Origin of the sequence: Alcaligenes ammonioxydans, assembly GCF_019343455.1 — a bacterium.
In the GTDB taxonomy this organism is placed as follows: Bacteria; Pseudomonadota; Gammaproteobacteria; order Burkholderiales; family Burkholderiaceae_B; genus Alcaligenes; species Alcaligenes ammonioxydans.
Window position 1 is genome coordinate 166,273 of record NZ_CP049362.1, and the last position, 21,323, is coordinate 187,595.

A 21,323-nucleotide genomic window follows, 5' to 3' on the forward strand; every position below is an offset into this window, starting at 1 on the left:
CGATCCGGCGCTGACACGTGCTGGCCTGCCTCCTGCCAGACGCATGCCGGGGCGTTTCCTAGCTGAACAGCCAGGGCTCCTGCCGTTTGCGCTTTTCCTCGTAGGCCTGGATCATTGCCTGCTTTTGCTCGGTGATGCTGATGTCATCCAGGGCCAGTAGCAGACGGCGTCGGCGTTCGGGCTCCACGTGGAAAAGGATGGGTGGTTGGGGGCCGCTCAGCGTGCAAGCCTGTAGATCCACTGTCCATTCATCCCAGGGATGACGGGCGACGGTGGCAAACAGGGCGTCTACCTGAGCGGTACTGAGCGTTATGGGTAATAAGCCATTTTTAAAGCAGTTATTGCGGAAAATGTCGGCAAAAGAAGGCGCAATCAGTACGACAATGCCCAAATCCTTCAGCGCCCATACCGCGTGCTCGCGGCTGGAGCCGCAGCCAAAGTTCTCCCGTGTCAGCAAAATACGCGCTCCTTGCGCACTGGGCTGATTCAGGCAAAAACGGCTGTTCGGCTCGCGTTCGGCCCGTGGTTTGCCCGGATAGCCGATGTCAGCGTATCGCCAGTTGTCAAAGGCATAAGGGCCAAAGCCGGTGCGTGACAACGAGGTCATATATTGCTTGGGCAAAATGGCATCGGTATCCACATTGGCGCGGTCCAGTGCAATCAGGCGCGAGCGTACGGACGTAAATGCGGTGTTGAGGCTCATGGGGTCTCCCAATGTCGGATATCAACCAGGTGGCCCGCAATTGCGGCTGCGGCGGCCATGGCCGGACTCATCAGGTGGGTGCGCCCCAAGGCGCCCTGCCGCCCTTCGAAATTGCGGTTGGAGGTGGAGGCGCAGCGCTCGCCCGGCTTTAAGCGATCCTCGTTCATGCCCAGGCACATGGAGCAGCCTGGCTCGCGCCATTCAAAACCGGCTTGCATGAAAATCTGGTCCAAGCCCTCTTGCTCGGCCTGACGACGCACCAGACCCGAGCCGGGGACCACCAAGGCTTGCAGCACGGTGCTGGCCACGCGCTTGCCCTTGACCATGGCGGCCGCACTGCGCAGATCCTCAATGCGCGCATTGGTACAGGAACCAATAAACACCCGGTCTATGGCGATACCCGCCAGCGGCTGGCCGGCCTGCAAAGCCATATAGTTCAATGCGCGTTGCGCATCAGCTTGTTTGCCCGTGGCGGCGGTCAAGGGGTCAGGCACACGCTGGTCGATGGCCAACGCCATATCGGGGGAGGTTCCCCACGTAACAGTGGGGGCGACCTGCGTGGCGTCGATCTGCAAGTGCTGATCGTATTGGCAGCCCTCATCGCTGACCAATGTGCGCCAGTACGATTCCGCCTTGTTCCAGGCTTCGTCTTTCGGTGCCAAGGGACGACCGCGCACATAGTCCAGAGTCTTGTCGTCCACAGCGACCAGGCCAATACGGGCACCCGCTTCGATCGCCATATTGCACAAGGTCATGCGCCCTTCCATCGACAAGGCGCGGATGGCAGGGCCGGTAAATTCAATGGCACAGTCCCGCCCGCCATCCGCGCCCAGGCGGGCAATGATGTGCAGGATCAGATCCTTGGCGGTGCTGGTGGCTGGCAGTTCGCCTTGCACATCTACTTGCAGGCTGCGCATGCGTTTTGCGGCCAGACATTGCGTGGCCAGAACATGCTCCACCTCGGAAGTGCCAATGCCAAAGGCCAAGGCCGCAAATGCGCCATGCGTGCTGGTATGGGAATCGCCGGCCACGATGCTGGAACCGGGCAAGCTCATGCCCTGTTCGGGTCCGATCACGTGGATGATGCCTTGGCGCTCGTCATCCAGCCCGAAGTAGCGCAGCCCAAACTCCCGGCTGTTGATCTCCATCTGGTCAATTTGCGCCTGGGCCAGGGGGTCTGCCAGACGCTGATTGCGGCGACGAGTGGGCACGTTGTGGTCGACCGTGCTCAGTGCGGTTTCCGGGCGACGCACGTGACGCCCGGCCAGACGCAAACTCTCGAAGGCTTGCGGACTGGTGACTTCGTACAACAACTGGCGGTCTATGTAGATCAGATCATGCTCATCGTCTAACGCTGCCACGCGATGTGTATCCCAGAGCTTTTGAAACAGGGTGCGGGCGGGGTTCATGACGGGGACACCTTCAAGGCATAAGCCGGGCCGGCTTTGTGCAGACGACTCTGAATCGGCTCGTGGGTCAGGGCGGCGATTTCTTCAGCCATTGCTTGCAGCTTTTCCAGATTCAAACCGGTTTCCACGCCGCTGATCTGGAACATATGCGCCAGATCTTCCAGGCTGGCATTGCCGCTGGCACCCGGAGCATAAGGGCAGCCGCCCAAACCGGCCAGTGCTGCATCGAAACGACGCCCTCCTTCGCGGTACGCCGCCCAGGCATTGGCCAGCGCCAGACCGCGGGTGTCATGAAAATGGCCGGTGACGCCCTGCTCGCCATACAGGCTCAAAGCGGCTTGGGTCAGGCGCTCTACATCCACGGGCGAACCCATGCCGGTGGTATCGCACAGGCTGACGGAGCTGGCTCCCATACGCTGTACTTCTTGCATCAAGGCAATCACGTGTGCGGAGGCGACGGAGCCGCTAAAGGGGCAGCCAAAAGCGGTGGACAGGGACACGTTGACGGGCGTGTTGCCCGCTGCTTCCAGGACCTGCTCCAACTGGGCCAGTGATTGCGCAATCGTCATGCGCAGATTGGCCTGGTTATGCGCTTCAGAGGCCGAAAATACAAAGTTCAGCTCATCCATACTGGCCGCTAAAGCCCGTTGCGCACCGCGCAGATTGGGAACCAGGGCGGTGTAACAGACGTGAGGGTCGCGTGCGGTCAGGCTGGCCAGCTCGTCGGCATCCGCCAGGGAGGGAATGGCTTTGGGCGAGGTAAAGGATGTCAGCTCGATCTTGCGCACGCCGCATTCAGGCAGGGCGTGCGCGATACGCAGCTTGTCCGGGGTAGGCACCCAGCGCGGCACGATTTGCAGGCCGTCACGCAAGGTGACGTCGCTGATCAATACGGTACTCATTCCACGATTCCTTGTTCACGCAGTGTTCGGCAGCGCTCCGGGCTCATGCCCAGTTCTTGCAGGATGCTGTCCGTGTGTTCGCCCAACTCCGGCCCCAACCACTGGGTGGCGCCGGGGCTGCGGCTGAGCTTGGGCACGATGCCGGGTATGGTCAGTTCCTGGCCGTCCTCCAATGTGTGTTTTTCCAGCATGCCGCGGGCCTGGTAGTGTGGGTCATTCAGAATGTCGGCAGCAGTGTAGATGCTGCCGCTGGGAACTTCGGCCTGCTCCAATGCCGTCAGCACGTCGGTCAGGCTGCGAGCGCCGGTCCAGTCGCCGATGGTCTGGTCCAGCATGGCGCTGTGTTCCACGCGTCCGGCGTTGTCCGACAGGCGTGAGTCGCTGGCCAGATCGGGGCGGCCCATGGCCTGCATCAGGCGAATGAAGATGGCATCGCTATTGGCCGCAATCACCACCCACTTGCCGTCACCGGTAGGATAGGTGTTGGAGGGGGCAATGCCGGGCAGGCTCGCTCCGGTGCGTTCGCGTTGATGACCGTTCAGTTGATAGTCCGGAATCAGGCTTTCCATGATGGCAAAGACCGATTCGTACAAGGCCACATCAATCATTTGGCCCTGCCCGCCTGACTGATGCAGATGGTGCATGGCCAGCAGCGCCCCAATGGTGCCGTACAGCGAAGCCAGCGTATCGCCCAGGCTGACACCGGCCCGTACGGGAGGACGATCCGGGTAGCCGGTGCCATAACGCAGGCCGCCCATACATTCTGCGATGGCTGCAAAGCCGGGGCGTCGGTGATAGGGACCGTCCTGCCCGTAGCCGGAGACGCGCACCATGATCAGGCGCGGGTTCAGTGCATGCAGTGTTTCCCAGCCCAGACCCCAGCGTTCCAGCACGCCGGGGCGAAAATTCTCAATAACGATATCGCTTTGCAGGGCCAGTTCACGGGCAATGTCCTGGCCTTCGGGCTGGCGCAGGTCCAGTGCAATGGAACGCTTGTTGCGGCTTTGCACGCGCCACCACAGGGAGGTGTCCTTGTGCAGTTGCCGCCAGCGGCGTAGCGGGTCGCCCTTGCCGGGCGGTTCAATCTTGATGACATCGGCCCCGAATTGGGCCAGCAGGCTACCGGCATAGGGGCCGGCAATCAGTGAGCCCAGCTCCAGGACTTTGATGCCTTTGAGCGGGGGGGCGGTAAAGCTGTTTTTATCCATTTCTGTTTCCTCCAATGATTGATTCTGGAATAGAAAAAGAAAGTGGAAAAGCAATGAAATATTATGCTGCCATCGTAAAAAACGTGGATGGAAGATAAATAAAAACCCGCATGAAGCGGGTCTTTTTTTAAAGTGTTCTGGGAAGCCAAAGAATAATATCGGGAAAGATGGTCAGAATAATAATGGCCAGAATTTCCAATGCTACAAAAGGCAAGGCTCCTCGTGTAATTTGCTGTAGCGAGATCTGTGGTGCAATGCCCTTGATGACATACAAATTCAATCCGACAGGAGGGGTAATGACCGCCATTTCGCAGGCGATAATCATGACAATCCCAAACCACAAAGGGTCATAACCCAGAGCCACAATAACCGGCAATAAAACAGGCGTGGCAATCAGAATCAGGGAGACAATATCCAGGAACATGCCGACCGCAATTAAGAACAGCAGCACGAACAGCAAAATAAGCCAGGCCGGCTGAGACGAAGCCGTAATTAAGGACACCAGCTTTTGCGGAATCATCAGGCGCGTCATGATATAGCCAAATAGCAGCGCCGCAGCCAGAATGAGCAGGATCATGCCACTGGTCACCGCAGTGGAGCGCAGAATTTGCAAGGCGACGCGCCAGTTCATTTCCTTGTAGGCGATGGCGATGATAAAGGCGCCCGCAGCACCAATGCCTGCTGCTTCTGTTGGCGTGGCAATACCCATGTAAATCGTGCCCAGCACCAGCAGGATCAGCAGCGCGGCGGCCCAGATGTCTTTCAGGGCAGTCAGCTTCTGAGTCCAGGTGACGACTTCGGCATTGCGGGGAGCTGCTTCGGGTTTGAACACCGCAACCAGCGCTACATAGATCACCATCATGATGGTTACCATCAATGCAGGCAGCAAGGCGCCAATGAATAGTTTGCCGATGGACTGGTCCGCCATTTCGCCATAGAGCACAAAACCGATGCTGGGTGGAATCAGCAGGGCCAAGGCACCAGCGGCGGCAATTGTTCCGCCCGACAGGCTAGGCGAGTAACCGCGCTTGAGCATTTCAGGAATGGCAAAGCGACCAATCGTGGCGGCCCCCGCTACGCTGACGCCGCTCATGGCACCGAAAACGGCCGAGCTGCCCACACTGGCTACAGCCAAACCACCGGGTAAACGGTTCAGCCACAGGTAAAACAGTTGATAGAGCTTGCCGCCAATGCTGGTGCGCGCGATGACCTCGCCCATCAAAATGAACAGCGGGATGGCGATCAGGGAATAGCTGGCCATGCCGCGGTGCAAGGTGGCAGGAATCACATCCAGGCCGGCTAGACCGGACTTCATCAGAATGCCGGAAATGCTGGCCACACCCAGTGCGGCAAAAATGGGGGTACCGATAACCATCAGGATGGTAAAGCAGGCCATCATCAGGCTGAAAATGAGCATGGAATCCATGTCAGAACTCCTTGATGCTGTCGTTGGATTCCACACTGTCCGGGATGAACAGTCGGCGCAGGGTTGCCAGACCCAGCAAGGTGCCACCTAGCGGGATCATGCCGTACGCGATCCACAGTGGGAAACGCAGCATGGAGGCCGAGCGATAGTTGCGGGCAAGGGCGGTTTCTACCACCGACATCCCGGCCCACAAGAGCACCAGGCAGAAAAACAGAATGCACAGTTGCGAGATGCAGGTCGCCAGACGCTGGCCGCGCGGTGAAAAGCGCATGTGGAAGGCCTCGACACTGACGTGGCGGTTCTCCAGATGGACCCAACCTACGGATAACCAGGAGCAGACCAGTAGCAGGTACACGCACACTTCGGTGATGTAGATGCTGGGACTGTTAAAGACATAGCGAGCTATCACGCCGTAGGTGCAGGCAAGCATCAGGGCGGCGAGGGCCACTTCGGCAAGCAGAATGGCAAGCCGATTACTGCCGCGCGCAAAGGCGCCCAGAAAATGAATAAGTGGATTCATGGTGTCTCCCCACGCGCAAGGCGCGCCGGTGCTGGGCACGGCGCGCCGTCACGTGTGATCAGGGCTGGCGGGTTTTTTCGATCAGTTCCAGATAGGCTGGGCCGTTCTCAACCTGCTTGCTCCATTCTTCAATGGCGGGGCGGGTCTGTTCACGCATCTGGGCCAGTTGGGCCGGCTCGACACGATTGATAGTCACCCCGGCTTGTTCGTAGCGTTGCAGAGCCTGGTCTACAAAGGCATTGACGCGCTCAAACTGCTCCTGGTCTCGCTGCTGGGCAGCCTTGATGAGGATCTCCTGCAGATCAGCGGGCAAGGACTCCCATTTCTTGCGATTGATGGCGAGCACCGAAACGTCGATGCCAAAGTTGGCGATGGACAGGTGCTTGGCCACTTCGTACAGATTGCGTCCAATGCCCGTCAGCAAGGGGCGCGGGGTGGCGTCGATCACGCCACGGTCAAAAGCCAGATAGAGTTCAGACGAGGGCATGCCGGTGGGCGAGCCCCCCAGCAATTGCAGTGCGCGAGCGTCCATGGAGCTGGTCGAGGCCCATACTTTGCCTTTGACGTCGGCAGCCGAATTGATCGGTGCCTTGCGGCTGTAAAACTCGTACGGGTCCCAGGGCGCCAGGCCCAGCACCACGGCATCATGTGTGTCGCGCAGCTCCTGCTCGGCACCCAGCTTGAACAGGCCCTGGTCCAGAGCCCGCTTGAGGTGGGCGGTGCTGTCAAAGAGGAACGGCAGGGTAAAAATGTTGAGCGCGGGCACCGTGCCGCTGGGGTAGGTGCTGGTCATGTTGACCATGTCCACGTCGCCGCGGGACAAAGCGGGCAGTTCCTCGTAACCGTCAAACAGCTGGCCGGAATGGAACACATTGATCTTGATTCGGCCCTGGCTTTCTTTCTCGACGGTCTGGACGAAATTCTCGATGGGTTTCCAGGCGTACTCGTAGGCCGGCGGCAAATAGGTTGAAAAGGTCAGTTCCACTTCCTGGGCGTGGGCTGGCGAACTACCCAGCGCCAGGGTGCAGGCGGCCAGAGCCGCTGTCAGGGCTTTTTTCATGCATGTCTCCTGTGGTTTCTTTTTTGTTTCGTGTTTAAAGCGTGTGCAGATGAGCGATCAAGCCTGCAGAGGGCAGCACTTCGGCGTATTTGCTGGCCATGTCGATCAGATTGCTGCGGTGTTGGGCTGCCGAGCGGTCCGCTACCGCATCTTCAGCCACGAACGGGGCAAATCCTGACTGCAGGCTGTCCACCACACTGGCGCGCACGCAACCGCTGGTCGTCGCACCTGCCACTATCAGCATGTCGCAGCCTTGATGGGCCAGCAGGGCGGACAACGGCGTGCCGTAAAAGGCGGAGGCCTGTGTTTTGTGCAGGATGATGTCTTGCTGGGGGTCGTAGTCCAGTCGGGGGTCCAGCTCACAGGCTGGCGAATCACGCAGCAGGCAGCGCAAGGACGAGGCCTTGCTGAGCCACAGATTGGCGTCGGCCAGGTGGGTTTCATAGCCGATGATGGTGAATATCACGCGGCCTTTGCCGCGCATGGCGCCAATCAAGCGGTTGGTCTGTTCGATCTGGCTGTCACAGTCCGAGGCCAGCGGCGTCAAGCCGGGCTCGGTAAAGCCACGTTGAAAATCGATAACGAGCAAAACCGGCTGGTGCCCCATGGGCAGGGTGCCATCAAAGCCCCCTTTCAGATTGTCGCTGTCGCGCATCGTGTCTGTCCCCTCACTTTATTTCTCTGACTTGGATAATCAGGTTCCGTATTATTGACCTAGTCTGTCATCGCTATTGGTGTGAGTACAGCGTCAAATTGCGATGGTGCTATCGCGATTGATGATGGTAGAGCGCTTGTCGGCCTGCCTCTCCTAGGATGGAATACTGGCTTATGAACATTGATCCCAAATCTTTGCGGCTGTTTTTACTGGTGCTCGAACGGGGCACCATTTCGGGGGCTGCCGAGCAGTCTCACATTGCCCCTGCTGCCGTCAGCAAACGTCTGAGCGATCTGGAACAGCAGTTGGGCGCCGCCCTGATCGAGCGCAGCAACAAGGGTGTCTATCCCACCGCGGCGGGTAAATCGCTGGCCGCCATGTCCCAGCGGTTGCTGGACGATATGGACGCCATGGGCGCGTTAATGCGAGATTTTGCCGGGGGGGCGACCGGGCATGTGCGGATTGCAGCGAATCTGTCGTCGATTACGCAGTTCTTGCCGCAAGCCCTGAGCTCTTTCATGGCACGCCATCCCAAAGTGCGGGTATCCCTGGAGGAGCGGATCAGTGCCGGGGTGGCGCAGGCGGTGGCGGACAATAACGCCGATCTGGGGGTTTTGATTCGAGGCGTGGGCAGCGCCGAGGTGGAGTATTACGATTATCGGCAGGATGAGCTGGTTCTGCTGGTGCCTGCCCGCCATCCCTTGGCCGACCGGCCCGAGCTGGCCTTTGCCGACACACTGGATTTTGACTATGTCGGCATGCACACCGGTAGTCATCCCAATCTTTTGCTCTTGCGCGCGGCCAGCGAGCTGGAACGTACCTGGCGTTGCCGCGTCCAGGTCACCAGTTATGACGCTCAGTGCCGCATGATTGAGGCCGGCCTGGGCATTGGCGTACTGCCTCGTTCCGTGGCCGAATCCTACGTGCAGAGTCTGGGCCTGGCCATGTGCGTCATTCGGGAGCCGTGGACGCGCCGCCGGGTCGCCTTGTGCGTACGCAGCCGCTATAGCCTGTCCCCCGCTGCCCGCCTGCTGATGGACCACCTGTTGCAAAATTGATGCGTTTTTTCCCGCCTTGAGACCGGTGGGCACTGCCCGGTAGCAGGCCGTTCCCAGGAGGCACAGAACGTTCAGGTGTTCTTAATGAGAATGACTCTTGATCTTTTTGCGGTTCTTGATAATAATGGTTCTCATGTTTATCTGCATATGTAACGCAATCACCGAGCGTCAAGTACAAGAAGCAGTACGAGGCGGCGCTTCCAGTCTGGCAGACCTTCAAGGTCAGCTGGGCGTGGCGTCGTGCTGTGGCTGCTGCGCGGAGACGGCTCAGGACTATTTACCGGGTGGGCGCTATGCCAATCAAGCCATGATTGCCAGCCTCGAAACCGCCCGGGTGGATTCGGCTGCCAACGACAGCCTGATCCCTGTTCCCGAGTTCGGCCGCCTTGTCTGTCGCGCTTAAGCGCGTGATTTCAATCAGGATTGTCGCTTCCCGCTCTTCGTAGTGGGAATGATTGTTGTTAGTCCTGTTACTAACCCAAAAGTGCAACGCTTTCTGGGTGCCTGTCCCTTTTTTAAGCCGTTGCCCTCGAGTGCATGGTAGCCTGTCACCTTCATCCCCCACCCCGATTTTGACTGCGTCGCGCCTGCTTGTGATAGCGGCAGTGAGGTCTTGTGTGGGGGCTGGGCGCGTCCTTGGGGGGAGCGCCGTCAGATTTACAGGAGAACAGCATGTTTGGCGATAAAGTGGTAATTCAGCATTTGAACAAGCAGTTAAAGAACGAGCTGACAGCGATTAATCAATACTTCTTGCACGCTCGCATGTTGAACCATTGGGGCTTTAACAAGCTGGGCAAACACGAGTATGACGAATCCATCGGCGAGATGAAACATGCCGATATGCTGATCGAACGTATCTTTATGCTCGATGGCCTGCCTAACCTGCAGGATATGCACAAGATCATGATCGGCGAGAACGTGCCTGAAGTGCTTGGCTGTGACTTGAAGCTGGAACAGACAGCGCGTCAGACGGTGGTAGAAGCCATTGAGTACTGTGAGTCCGCGCGTGACTATGTCTCTCGTGATCTATTTTTGAAGATTCTGGACGACACCGAGGAACACATTGACTGGCTGGGCACGCAGTTGGAACTGATCGAGAAAGTGGGTCTGCAAAACTACCTGCAATCGCAGATGGGCGATCACGACGAGTAAGTCTGTGCTGAACGCGCAGGCCACAAAAAAAGCACCCGTTTTGACGGGTGCTTTTTTATTGCCGTTTCAGGAGCCGGAGTCGGTCTTGAACCTGGAGCGTCGGGGCGCGCTGGTCGTAATAGCCAGCAGCCGTCAGCGATCAGCGTGTCCTTAAAAGGACTTGCTCGGACAGCCGGGCACCTTGCCCCAGGCATTGTTGGGACCACAGTACTTGTTCCGGGCTTCCCAGGAGCAGCTGGGGCGATCGAAAAAGCCTTTTTTGCTACAGGCATTCAACTCTTGCTGCAATTGTGCCTGCCAGGCCCCGCCGTTATTGCTGGCAATCTGAATATCTTGTGGTGGGGGTGGCGGGGGGGTGCCAACCTCCACCGGCTGAATCGCCTCGGCATCACCCAGGTTCACCCGGGCGATTCCCTGCAGCTCCCGATTCTGCTCGGACATGGCAATCTGAATGGCCTGCTCCAGGGAAATGGATGTGGTCGCCAGCGCAATGGGCGGTTTTTCTTCGGTAAGCGTCGAGGTATCGATTTCCCAGGCAATAGGCGTGGGCTCCTCGGGTACCCCTAAGCGGCCATTGACCAAAGGTTGTGGCGGCTGGGCGGTAAAGGGCTTTCCATCGGCATCAAGCGTAGGCAGATCGGATGGATCAGGTGCACTGACGACCATGGATTTTTCAGGGCCGTGCGCGATGAGCCAGTTCCCCAGTTCCAGGCCGCCCCACACTGAAGCACCTGCGGCCAGCAGCAAGACAGCAATGATAAAACGCCAGGGCATAAGCGATGTCTCGGTTTTGAATCAGGGGCGATCCGGTCAGCCGGATGCGCGTTATTAAAAGAATAGAGCCGTCATTGTAGCGAACTGTCGGCTCTGCTCTTGTGACAGAATTAGACGGCATCCCCGAAAACGTGTCCACCATGTTCACGTAATGCGTGGAATTCAATGCCTGGATTGAGCTCCTGCGCCACACGCAATTGCGCTGGCGAGCTTGCTAAAAAGGCAGTGGCCTCGACCACGTCATAGGCAATATTGCCAGCGTTAGTCTCGATGAACTTCTTCATGTCTTTAGGGTCTTTGGCCGTGACCCAGCGAGCCATGTTGAAGCGGCTGGACGACAGGCGGGCTTCCACGCCATATTCTGTTTTCAGACGATGGGCCACCACTTCAAACTGCAATTGGCCCACGGCGCCCAAGAGCATCATGCCGCCTGCCATATGGGGGCGAAACACTTGAATGGCGCCTTCTTCGCCCAGCTGGGTCAAGCCGGTACGCAATTGTTTGGTGCGTAAAGGATCTTTGACCTCAATGGATTGAAAGAGTTCAGGGGCAAAGAACGGCAGGCCGGTAAACTGCAGATTTTCGCCTTCGGTCAGCACGTCGCCCAGTTGCAGAATGCCGTGGTTGGGCACACCGATGATGTCGCCTGCAAACGCATCGTCCAATAGCTCGCGACGCTGGGACAGAAAGGACACCACGTTATTGGGGCGAATCTCTTTGCCGGTACGTGATACTTTCAGTTTCATGCCACGCTTGAAATGCCCGGAGCTGACACGAACAAAGGCGACGCGGTCGCGGTGAGCGGGGTCCATATTGGCTTGCACCTTGAAGACCACACCACTGAATTTGGGCTCGTCGGGCTGCACTTCGCGTTGCAGGGCGGCGCGTGGGCCCGGCGCAGGAGCCAGATCCACCAGCGCGTCCAATACTTCTTGCACGCCAAAGTTGTTGATGGCCGAACCAAAGAATACCGGGGTTTGCTTGCCTGCCAGGAACAAGTCCAGGTTGAACTCGGGCGCTGCTGCATTCAGCAGTTCGATCTCTTCCTGCGCTTTTTCAAATGGCTCGCCAAAGCGCTCGGCAATCACGGGGTTGTCCAGGCCAGGGATGATCTCATCCTCGCCATGACGCTCCTGACCGGGCTTGAACACACGCATATGGTTGGCGCGCAGATTGAACACGCCGCCAAAGCGACGCGCCATCCCGATCGGCCAGGAAAACGGCACCACTTCCATACCCAGGTGCGATTCAATTTCCGACAGGACATCCAGTGGCTCTTGAACTTCGCGGTCCAGCTTGTTCACAAAGGTGATGATGGGCGTATTGCGGGCCCGGCACACTTGCAAGAGGCGAATGGTTTGCGGTTCCACACCGTTGGCGGCGTCAATGACCATCAAGGCAGCGTCCACGGCGGTCAGCACCCGGTAGGTGTCCTCGGAGAAGTCCTGGTGACCGGGGGTGTCCAGCAAGTTGATGACGCAGTCGCGGTATTCCATCTGCATGACCGAGGAGGCCACCGAGATACCCCGTTGCTTTTCAATTTCCATCCAGTCCGAGGAAGCGTGGCGGCTGGCTTTACGAGCCTTGACGCTACCGGCAATCTGAATCGCGCCCGCGAACAGCAGCAGTTTTTCAGTCAGTGTGGTCTTACCCGCGTCAGGGTGAGAAATAATGGCAAAAGTGCGGCGTTTCTTGACTTCAGAGCGTATGTCACCGGACGACATTGAAAATCCTTGTGGCAGCGCCAGTCTGGCGCGTGGAAAACAGTGAGCGAATTATCCGTAAAGCAGGGCCTGGGGGCAAGCGCAGGCGCGCACGAGGCTAACGTGACACGCTGGCCAATACCGTTCCTGCCAGAATAAATAGCGAACCGAACACGCGGTTCAACAGCCGGACGTGGCTGGCCTGACGAAGCACATGCAACATGCGTGCCGCCAAGGAGGTGTAGCAACCCATGGCCACCAGATCCGTAAAGCACAGGGTCAGGGCAATGAGCAGGTATTGCAATGGCATCGGCCGATTCACGTCCAGAAACTGGGGCATGATGGCCAGCAGAAATACCAGACCCTTGGGGTTGGTGATGTTGATCAGACAACCCCGAAGCAGCAAATCGCGGATGCGAAAGTCGCTGGGCGCCTGACCGGTGACTTGTACCGGCATGGCGTCGGTGCGCAGTTGCTTCCAGCCCAGATAAATCAGGTAGGCTGCGCCCAGCCACTTGAGCGTGGTGAACGCCAGTTCCGAGCGCGCCAGAACTTGTCCCAATCCCAGGCTGATGATGAACACCTGAATCATGATGCCGATATTCAGGCCGATCGCCATCCAGTAGCCACGCTTGAAGCCGTATTTCAGGCCGGATGACATGGAGGAGATCGCACCTGGGCCAGGTGAAAACGAAATGACCCAGGAAGCCGCGAAAAAGGCGAGCCAGGTGCTCAGTGCCATGATGTGCTCGGTTCAAAGGCGGGCACTGCGCCCGCCTTTGGCAGGCACAGTCCCTTGGCGGAGTTTAGGCTTTGGCTTGTGCGGCGCTGCGGTTGCTGCGGTTGGGACCGCGGCTGTCCTGACGGCCACCAGGGCGACCCTGACCGGCACGGGCCGCACCACCACCGGCTGCACCGGGGGCGGCGCTGCGACGTGGGCGGTTGTCGTTGCCAGGACGACGCGGACGGCTTTCACCATTGCCGCCGCGGCCTTCAGCGGAGCGGGCTTGGCCAGCACCGTTGGGACGACGGGCAGCAGGAGCACGAGCGCCAGGAGCGCTGTTGAAGCGACGCTCTGCGTACGTGTCTTCCTTGGCTTCTTCGGCCAGAGCAGCGCGCGAAGGAGGCGTCCAGCCTTCCACCACGATGCGGTCGATCGGATTGCGGGTCATGCGCTCGATCTGCTTGAGCAGGCGCATTTCGCTGCGATCCACCAAGGACAAGGCCACGCCTTCGCTGCCGGCACGGCCCGTACGGCCAATACGGTGAACGTAATCTTCCGGCACGTTGGGCAACTCGAAGTTGACCACGTAAGGCAGTTGGTCAATGTCCAGACCACGCGCGGCAATGTCAGTGGCAACCAGCACCACGACCTTGCCATTTTTGAAACCGGCCAGAGCACGGGTACGAGCCGCCTGGCTCTTGTTACCGTGCAGGGCTTCGGCGGCCATGCCGTCTTTCGACAGTTTTTCAGCCAGACGGTTAGCGCCGTGCTTGGTGCGGCAGAACACCAGAACCTGATTCCAGCTGCTTTCGCGGATGATGTGGCTGAGCAGATCGCGCTTGTGCGCCTGTTCCGCCAGGATCACTTGCTGGGTAATCAGTTCGTTGGTGGTGTTGCGGGCAGCAACGGCCACTTCGTCAGGGTTGTTGAGCGAACCGCGGGCCAGTTCGCGGATTTCGTCCGAGAAGGTGGCCGAAAACAGCAGGGTCTGGCGCTCTACCGGCATCAGGCTGATGATCTTGCGGATATCGCGGATAAAGCCCATGTCCAGCATGCGGTCGGCTTCGTCCAGCACCAGGATTTCCACACCGGTCAGATCGACCGTGCGCTGACGCACGTGGTCCAGCAAACGGCCAGGGGTGGCCACCAGAATGTCCAGCGGTTTGCGCAGGGCATGGAACTGGGGGTTGATGTTCACGCCACCAAACATGACCATCGAGCGCAGACGGGTGTGCTGGCTGTACAGACGGACCGATTCCTCGACCTGGGCGGCCAGTTCACGGGTTGGGGCAAGAATCAGCGCGCGTGGGCGGCCGGGTTTGCGGTTTTGCTGAGGGTTGTTCAGCAGGCGGTGCAGGATAGGCAGGGTAAAGCCGGCCGTTTTGCCAGTACCGGTTTGCGCAGCGGCTAGCAAGTCGCCCCCTTCAATGACCTTGGGGATGGCCTGGGCCTGAATAGGAGTGGGGTGGGTATAGCCTGCGTCAGTTACAGCACGCAACAGAGGTTCTGCCAGCCCAAGGGCGGCAAAAGTGATTTGAGAGTCCAAGAATTTTCCAGTGACTAGCCCAAAAGCCCTCTTCGGGGCCCTACCAATCCAGGCTAAGGTATTTTGTTTATGGCGACAATGCCACGGCAGGGGCAAGAACGCCGCCTGCTGCAAGAGGCGCAGTGATTGGTGCGCTGCGCAATCTGACATTATAGCGTGAAATCAGTAAAAATCCTCATTGACCATCTTGTATCATTTTGCGCGGTCGCGTTAAAACAACCTGTTTCAAGGCTAAAAGGTCAGCGTGGTGGGCACGGCGGATTTGACAGAAATTGTTAAGCACCGCCATAGACGCACTTGTTATGCTGCAATACGCGGTTTACGCTTGGCGTGCACGCACTGCCTGACGGGTTTGGGCACGTGCCCTGGCAAATGGGGTGTAACCTGTTTTTGTTGTTTATCTGCTTATTTTTGCAGGAAAAAAATCATGACATCATGGATTCGATGGGTCTTTATCAGCAGCATGGCGGTCTTGCTGTCGGGTTGTGGGTATAACGAGATCCAGCGGCTGGACGAGCAGGTCAAGGCCGCGTGGTCGCAAACCTTGAATCAATACGAGCGCCGAGCCGAGCTGGTGCCCAAGCTGGTCAGCTCGGTCAATGCCTATATGGTCAATGAGCGCACGGTACTCACGCAGGTTACCGAGGCGCGCGCCAAGGTGGGCACCATACAGATGAAAGTCGAGGATATTGATAATCCCGAGGTCATGGCGCGCTTTCAGGAAGCACAGAACCAGTTGTCCTCAGCCTTGTCGCGCCTGATCGCGGTCTCGGAAAACTATCCGCAGCTCAAAAGCGACGGGCTGTTTCGTGATTTGATGACGCAGCTGGAAGGCACGGAAAACCGTATCGCCACCGAGCGCGGTCGTTACGTGCAGGCAGTGCAGGAATACAACCTGTACATTCGCCAGTTCCCTACCCTGATTACCGCCAAGCTGTTTGGCTACAAGGTCAAGGAAAACTACGGGGTGGATCGTCAGAGCGAAATCACGCGTGACCCCGAAGTCAAATTTGATATTCCTGCGACACCGGCTCCTGCCGGGTATTGAGTGACTCTGGAGGGGGTGCCATGAAGGTGTCCGATCTTGCACCGACGACCGGGCTTGGGTCTGTACGGACAGGCAGGCTGATTTGGGTCTGTCTGCTGACGGTTTTGCTGATGTTGTGCTGGCCGTGGGGCCAGGCGCAGGCCAAACCCGAGCCGATTCCCGCCATTGCCGGTTGGGTGACGGACACCACCGGCACCCTGAGCGCGGAGCAGAAAGAGGCCCTGAACCAGCAGCTCAAGGCTGTGGAGCAGGAAAAAGGCGCACAGGTGGTGATCCTGATGGTGCCCACCACGGGTGAAGAAACGATCGAGCAATACGCCCTGCGTGTTTTTGATCAGTGGGAGATCGGTCGCAAGAAAGTGGACGATGGCATCTTGCTGCTGGTGGCCAAGGATGATCGTCGCATGCGTATCCAGACTGGCTATGGTCTGGAAGGCGCGGTGACAGACCTGCAGGCTGGCCGCATCATCCGAGAACAAATGACCCCTCGCTTTATCGAAGGCAATTTCTACGCCGGCATTCAGGCTGCGACGGATAGTTTGGTGGGGCTGGTCAACGGCGAGGAACTGCCCCCGCCCCCTAAAAATGCCCCTGTCACTTCGTCCGGGGAAGATGGGGTGTTCTGGGAGCCTTTGCTGGCCGTCGGCGCGATCGTGTTTTTTGCTTCGCCCTTGTTTGCGGCCTTTGCCGCGGGGGTGTTCACGCTGGTGGTATCGGGCAGTATTGGTCTGGCTTTGCTGGCCGCCGTCGTTGGTGCGGGTTTGAGCATGATTGGCCGACTCTTTGGGGCAGGCGGCAAGTCCAGCTCCGGGCGTGCTTCGCGTCGTGGCGGCGTCATTGGAGGCCTGGGCGGTTATTCCTCGGGCGGTTTTGGCGGCAATGGCGGCAGCAGCGGTGGGGGTTTTGGCGGCTTTGGCGGTGGCAGCGGCGGTGGTGGTGGCGGCAGTGGAGGCGGTGGCGCCTCCGGTAGCTGGTAAGGCCACAGGGGAGCAACATGAGTGTGAACTGGAAAGAGTTGTCGGGCTGGGCATCGGTGCACGGCCAATGGCTGCGCCGACGTCATTTCAACGCGGAAATGCTGGGCCATCTGGCTGAACAGATTCGCAAGGGTGAACAGAATCATAGTGGCGAGCTGGTGGTGGCGATCGAGGCCGTCCTGCCGGCGCACGAAGCGGACAGTGCCCAACGTGCCCTGGAGGTGTTCGGTCGTTTGCGTGTATGGGATACGCCGCTCAATTCCGGTGTCCTGTTGTATCTGGCTCTGGGGCAGCGGCATATCCACATCATTGCGGATCGTGGCATCCAGGCCGACCCGGCCCAGTGGGCGCGGATCTGCCGAGAGTTGGAAAAGGATCTGGCGGCCCGCGAATATCTGTCTGGCTTGTTGACGGCGGTGGAGGCGATTGAGGCGGTGTTGCAGCAAGGCGCGCCGGCGCATGATCCGAATGATGCGCGCGTCAATGCCTTGCCTGATGAACCTGTGCTGCTGTAAAGGGGGCCCAGGGCCATGAAACCGTCTGCCCCTGTCGGCTCCTGGCAGCAACAAACCTTGGTTGAAGCCATACGTTTGCGTGAGACCCTGTGGGGGCCTCTTGAAGACCTCTCGGAGTCGCGACGTGCACGGGCGGCGGGTGGCTCATTTGCTCGACGCGTAACGGCGCGAGCCCTGGCTCTGGCTCAACGTGACGGGTTGGAGCAGGCCTGGAGTCGCTGGTGGCGCGTGGCGCGTCTTCTGATGGTCGCGATGGCCGTGCTGGCGGTGTTGGCCGGTGCTGCGACCGCAGCCGGTGCCTTGGGCGATGGCCGTCGTGCCGTTAATGTGGTCACGGCCGTAGGAGCCTTGTTGGGACTGCATGTTCTGACTTTTATTTTCTGGTTGCTCAGTCTGGCCTTGTCGGGGAAAACGACCGGCGCTGGCAGTTGGGCTGGCGATCTGTGGTGGTGGCTGAGTCGCCGCTTCGTCAAAGGCGAGACCAGTCTGGTGCCGCAGGCTTTTGCCGCCGTGTTGGCGCGCCGTGGCACTCAGTTCTGGCTGGCGGGATTGATCAGCCATGGTTTGTGGGTGTTGGCCTTCCTGTCGGCCCTGAGCACCCTGCTGTTATTGCTGGCTTCGCGTCGCTATCACTTCAACTGGGAAACCACGCTTTTGACGCCAGATACCTTTGTCTGGCTGGTTGAAGGCCTGGGCGTCCTGCCGTCCTTGTTGGGCTTTACCTTGCCCGATACCCTCACCATACGTAGCAGCGATGGCTTGCACATGCTGGATGCCCAGGCTCAGGCTCTTTGGTCCAGTTGGTTGCTGGGTGTGGTAGTCACGTATGGCCTGCTGCCTCGTGTGTTGGCCCTGGCCTGGAGCCTGTGGCAATGGCGTACACACACGGCGCGACTGAGCTTGGACGACAGTTTGCCGGGTCTGGCGGAATTGCGCCCGCGCCTGATGCCTGTCAGTGAGCCTACGGGCGTAGACGAACTGGCCTCGCCCGACAAAGTCGCCCGGATTCACAATGAGCCCGGCGCTCTTTTAGCGGCTCATGCTCTGTGTGTGGTGGGGCTGGAGTTGCCGCCCGAACACCGTTGGCCGCCTGCCTTTATGCAGGAGGACATGCAGGATCTGGGTCGCGTGGATTCACGGGCCGAGCGTCTGGCTATTTTGGGCCGCCTGCAGTCAGCGAGCCCTCGTCATTTGTTGATGGTGTGTGACGCTGCCCAGACCCCGGATCGGGGTGTGGTCGCCACCTTGGTGGAATGGGCGCAGTTGGCCCAGCAGTCCGATGTCATTTTGCTGGATGAGGCCTTGGCCGATCCTGAGCAGGCACGCCGTCGCAGCTGGCATGAACGCTTGGTGGCGGCCGGTTTTGCGCCGGGACAGATACACGATCAATGGCCTGACCGGCCTTTGAAGGAGCCTTCATGAATGCTGCGGCTTTGACGCTGGCGGTGGTGGGCCATACCAATACCGGCAAGACCTCCTTGTTGCGCACCCTGACCCGGGACGCCGCTTTTGGTCAGGTCAGCAACAGTCCCGGCACCACACGGCATGTAGAAGGAGCCCGGCTGACGGTGGACGACGAGGCTCTGGTAGAGCTGTTTGATACCCCCGGCCTGGAAGACAGCATGGCTTTGCTGGACTTTATGGATCAGCTGAGCCAGCCTGGGGAGCGTATTGATGGGCCGGAACGGATTCGGCGCTTTCTGGAGTCCCCCGCGGCGCAGGGACGCTTTGAACAAGAGGCTCGCGTGCTGCGTAAGTTGCAGTCCTGTGATGCCGGTTTATACGTGGTGGATGCACGCGATCCTGTGCTGAGCAAGCATAAAGATGAGCTGACGCTGCTCGCCTATAGCGGGCGGCCTTTGCTGCCTGTTCTGAACTTCGTGCGCAGCCCGCAGGCTCGGGTGCAGGAATGGCGTAGTGCTTTGGCCCGCTTGGGCCTGCATGCCTTGGCAGAGTTCGATACGGTAGCGCCAGCGCTGGATGGCGAAGCGTTGCTGTACGACAAGCTGGCGGTATTGCTGGAGACGCAGGCCGGGGTGTTGCAACATCTGAAAATGGATTTGGCCCAGCAGGCGGCCTTGCGGCGTCGGGATGCCCTGCGGCTGTTGGCAGAGTTGCTGATTGATGTGGCCGCCTGGCGAGTGAGTACGCCCTCGGACAAGGAATCCATGGCCTTGGCGGTGCAGCAGTTACGGGAGCCGGTCCTGGCACGCGAGGCCAAGAGTGTTCAGGCTTTGCTCAGACGCTACAGCTTTGGCCGTCAGGATGTGGTGGCAGATCTGCTGCATTTTGAGGGAGGCCGTTGGGGTATGGATTTGTTTGATCCCCAGGCCTTGAAAGAGTTTGGGGTGCAGTTGGGTAAGGGCGTGGCGGCTGGCGCCATGGCCGGTGCGACACTGGATGTGATGACTGGTGGCTTGAGTCTGGGAACGGGAACGGTTCTGGGCGCACTGGCCGGCGGTTTGTGGCAAGGCGCGGACAAGTGGGGCCAGCGCTTGATGGGCAGGCTGCGAGGCGAGACCGAGTTAAGTGTGGATGACGCGGTGCTGCGCCTGTTAGCGGTGCGCCAGCTCAGTTTGATTGCGGCTCTGGAGCGGCGCGGTCACGCGGCGCAAACGCCTATTCGGCTGGGCGAAATTGATGCTGAGGATTTCGATCAGGCCTTGCAGCGGGAATTGAATGTCTGGCGTGCGCAAAGCCTGCCTGAGGAGTTGGCGCAGGCTCGGATTCATCCGACCTGGTCCGCCTTGCGCAATGACTACGCGCCGGATTCGCGGCGTGAAGCCTGTGTGCAGAGCCTGGTCAAGCACTTGCTGGGAGCGCGCAATGCGCCAGGGGCCAGCTCGGTTGGGCAGACACAGCGATAACGCAGTCGGGTTTATTCCTTTTCCTCGCGTGGCAAGTGGGCATAACAGACCGGCGAGCTGGGTTCCCTTGCGTCATGGATGCGATCCTCGTTGGCCAATGCGTTGAGCACGGCCTGTTTTAGCACCGTCAAATACGAGGTGTGTGGGTCATGGGCGGCGCTTAGCAATTGCAGTTCGCCTTTGCGGGCCAGCGTCATCAAGGGCAGCAAGGCGTCGGGGTCCTGCTCCAACTGTTGTTGATAGCGGCGCTGAAATTGCTCAGGGGAAATGTCGCCCTTATGAAGACCCTTGCGCAACTCCGGTGTGGGGCTGGCTTCGTGCAGCCACTGGATATCGCCCAACGCTTCTTTGCGCAGGCCGCGTGGCCAGAGGCGGTCTGTCAGGACACGGGCAGCCTTGCCGGAAGACGCATGGATGGCATCGTAAACGCGATTCAAGGTGATGATGTAAGGCATGACAGGCTCCGGGAACGTCGGGTGTCCTGGCGCTCAGTCGCGATGGCTGGTCGTTTTCTGCTTCTGTGCGTCGGGGCCGCCGCAGTAACAGGCGGCGGTGAATGCGGCTGCTAAAGGCAAGCAGCAAGCTGCAGCAGCTTCCCGGACTTGTGTAGCCCGTTTCCGTGCGAGGGTGAGGTTCAGGTCTCAACCACCTGGCCGTCAAGGCTGCTGCAGTGTTGGGGGGTACGTGTGGCGCTTTACGCCTTCTTACTGACCAGGCCGTAGATAAACAGGACGATGATGGCACCCACGATGGAACCGATCCAGCCAGCGCCTTCGCCGGGGACGTACCAGCCCATGGCTTGACCCAGATAGCCGGCTACAAATGCGCCGACAATCCCCAGGATGGACGTCATTATCCATCCCATCTTCTGGTCGCCAGGCATGATCGCCCGCGCCAGCAAACCTACGATAAAGCCCACAACAATCATGGAGATAATACCCATCGTTCTACTCCTGTTCTGTGTTTGCCGGTCATAGGTTCAGACCGCTGGGTCTATCTTAGGTAGGGAGTTTTTGCACGTCTATCGTTTTGCGTATCTGAAACCGTTAAAAACGTCAGGCTTTGTAAATGGATGA

General features: G+C 59.1%; 22 protein-coding genes. 8 read left to right on the plus strand and 14 right to left on the minus strand.

Going from position 1 to position 21,323, the window contains the following annotated elements; all coding sequences use genetic code 11:
• Positions 1-58: 58 nt before the first annotated feature.
• From leuD to FE795_RS00740, 8 genes are all read right to left on the minus strand, one after another.
• Positions 59-703 (minus strand): 3-isopropylmalate dehydratase small subunit, encoded by a 645-nt coding sequence (gene leuD / locus FE795_RS00705; RefSeq protein WP_003800516.1) that lies wholly within the window; start codon positions 701-703, stop codon positions 59-61.
• A complete protein-coding gene (gene leuC / locus FE795_RS00710) occupies positions 700-2,112 on the minus strand; it encodes a 3-isopropylmalate dehydratase large subunit (RefSeq protein WP_003800514.1) in 1,413 nt (470 codons plus the stop codon). Before leuC ends, leuD begins: the two co-directional genes overlap by 4 nt.
• Positions 2,109-3,014, minus strand: coding sequence for a hydroxymethylglutaryl-CoA lyase (locus tag FE795_RS00715; RefSeq protein ID WP_131071155.1), 906 nt, complete (start codon positions 3,012-3,014; stop codon positions 2,109-2,111). The genes leuC and FE795_RS00715 overlap by 4 nt, the downstream gene beginning before the upstream one ends.
• Complete coding sequence (locus FE795_RS00720) at positions 3,011-4,222, minus strand: CaiB/BaiF CoA transferase family protein (protein ID WP_131071156.1); 1,212 nt, start codon at positions 4,220-4,222, stop codon at positions 3,011-3,013. The genes FE795_RS00715 and FE795_RS00720 overlap by 4 nt, the downstream gene beginning before the upstream one ends.
• Positions 4,223-4,349: 127 nt before the next feature.
• A complete protein-coding gene (locus FE795_RS00725) occupies positions 4,350-5,648 on the minus strand; it encodes a TRAP transporter large permease (protein ID WP_131071157.1) in 1,299 nt (432 codons plus the stop codon).
• Position 5,649: 1 nt separating this feature from the next.
• Positions 5,650-6,168: a TRAP transporter small permease gene (locus FE795_RS00730; protein WP_003804964.1), complete on the minus strand. Its 519-nt coding sequence runs from the start codon at positions 6,166-6,168 to the stop codon at positions 5,650-5,652.
• Between the two features lie 58 nt (positions 6,169-6,226).
• Positions 6,227-7,228 carry a TRAP transporter substrate-binding protein gene (locus tag FE795_RS00735; RefSeq protein WP_003804963.1) on the minus strand — a complete coding sequence of 334 codons (1,002 nt, stop codon included), beginning with the start codon at positions 7,226-7,228 and terminating at the stop codon, positions 6,227-6,229.
• Positions 7,229-7,262: 34 nt separating this feature from the next.
• Positions 7,263-7,883, minus strand: a complete 621-nt coding sequence (locus FE795_RS00740; protein WP_003804962.1) for an isochorismatase family protein — start codon at positions 7,881-7,883, stop codon at positions 7,263-7,265.
• Positions 7,884-8,056: 173 nt separating this feature from the next.
• Here FE795_RS00740 and FE795_RS00745 point away from each other — a divergent pair, with 173 nt between their 5' ends.
• From FE795_RS00745 to bfr, 3 genes are all read left to right on the plus strand, one after another.
• Positions 8,057-8,941: a LysR family transcriptional regulator gene (locus FE795_RS00745; protein WP_003804961.1), complete on the plus strand. Its 885-nt coding sequence runs from the start codon at positions 8,057-8,059 to the stop codon at positions 8,939-8,941.
• Positions 8,942-9,074: 133 nt separating this feature from the next.
• Positions 9,075-9,344: a (2Fe-2S)-binding protein gene (locus FE795_RS00750; protein WP_039944052.1), complete on the plus strand. Its 270-nt coding sequence runs from the start codon at positions 9,075-9,077 to the stop codon at positions 9,342-9,344.
• A 269-nt stretch (positions 9,345-9,613) separates the two neighbouring features.
• Positions 9,614-10,093, plus strand: a complete 480-nt coding sequence (bfr, locus tag FE795_RS00755; protein WP_003804958.1) for a bacterioferritin — start codon at positions 9,614-9,616, stop codon at positions 10,091-10,093.
• Between the two features lie 150 nt (positions 10,094-10,243).
• On the opposite strand, the gene FE795_RS00760 is transcribed toward bfr, so the two are convergent.
• The 4 genes from FE795_RS00760 to FE795_RS00775 form a co-directional block, all read right to left on the minus strand.
• Positions 10,244-10,867 carry a hypothetical protein gene (locus FE795_RS00760; protein WP_003804955.1) on the minus strand — a complete coding sequence of 208 codons (624 nt, stop codon included), beginning with the start codon at positions 10,865-10,867 and terminating at the stop codon, positions 10,244-10,246.
• Between the two features lie 110 nt (positions 10,868-10,977).
• Positions 10,978-12,591, minus strand: coding sequence for a peptide chain release factor 3 (locus FE795_RS00765; RefSeq protein ID WP_003804953.1), 1,614 nt, complete (start codon positions 12,589-12,591; stop codon positions 10,978-10,980).
• Between the two features lie 97 nt (positions 12,592-12,688).
• Positions 12,689-13,312, minus strand: a complete 624-nt coding sequence (locus FE795_RS00770; protein ID WP_059318376.1) for a LysE family transporter — start codon at positions 13,310-13,312, stop codon at positions 12,689-12,691.
• A gap of 64 nt (positions 13,313-13,376) precedes the next feature.
• Entirely contained in the window at positions 13,377-14,840 is a 1,464-nt protein-coding gene (locus FE795_RS00775; protein WP_003804950.1) for a DEAD/DEAH box helicase, read from the minus strand.
• A gap of 427 nt (positions 14,841-15,267) precedes the next feature.
• On the opposite strand from FE795_RS00775, the gene FE795_RS00780 reads away from it, so the two are divergent.
• From FE795_RS00780 to FE795_RS00800, 5 genes are read left to right on the plus strand one after another with little or no spacing between them, the layout of a single operon-like run.
• Positions 15,268-15,888 carry a LemA family protein gene (locus tag FE795_RS00780; RefSeq protein ID WP_003804948.1) on the plus strand — a complete coding sequence of 207 codons (621 nt, stop codon included), beginning with the start codon at positions 15,268-15,270 and terminating at the stop codon, positions 15,886-15,888.
• A gap of 20 nt (positions 15,889-15,908) precedes the next feature.
• Positions 15,909-16,865, plus strand: a complete 957-nt coding sequence (locus FE795_RS00785) for a TPM domain-containing protein (protein WP_219235432.1) — start codon at positions 15,909-15,911, stop codon at positions 16,863-16,865.
• Positions 16,866-16,882: 17 nt separating this feature from the next.
• Positions 16,883-17,380, plus strand: a complete 498-nt coding sequence (locus tag FE795_RS00790; protein ID WP_003804945.1) for a TPM domain-containing protein — start codon at positions 16,883-16,885, stop codon at positions 17,378-17,380.
• 15 nt (positions 17,381-17,395) lie between these two features.
• Positions 17,396-18,802, plus strand: coding sequence for a DUF2868 domain-containing protein (locus tag FE795_RS17340; protein ID WP_219235433.1), 1,407 nt, complete (start codon positions 17,396-17,398; stop codon positions 18,800-18,802).
• Complete coding sequence (locus FE795_RS00800) at positions 18,799-20,247, plus strand: DUF3482 domain-containing protein (RefSeq protein WP_003804942.1); 1,449 nt, start codon at positions 18,799-18,801, stop codon at positions 20,245-20,247. Before FE795_RS17340 ends, FE795_RS00800 begins: the two co-directional genes overlap by 4 nt.
• A gap of 11 nt (positions 20,248-20,258) precedes the next feature.
• On the opposite strand, the gene FE795_RS00805 is transcribed toward FE795_RS00800, so the two are convergent.
• Positions 20,259-20,702, minus strand: a complete 444-nt coding sequence (locus FE795_RS00805; RefSeq protein ID WP_003804938.1) for a DUF488 domain-containing protein — start codon at positions 20,700-20,702, stop codon at positions 20,259-20,261.
• A 239-nt stretch (positions 20,703-20,941) separates the two neighbouring features.
• Positions 20,942-21,190, minus strand: coding sequence for a GlsB/YeaQ/YmgE family stress response membrane protein (locus FE795_RS00810; protein WP_003804935.1), 249 nt, complete (start codon positions 21,188-21,190; stop codon positions 20,942-20,944).
• Positions 21,191-21,323: the final 133 nt, after the last annotated feature.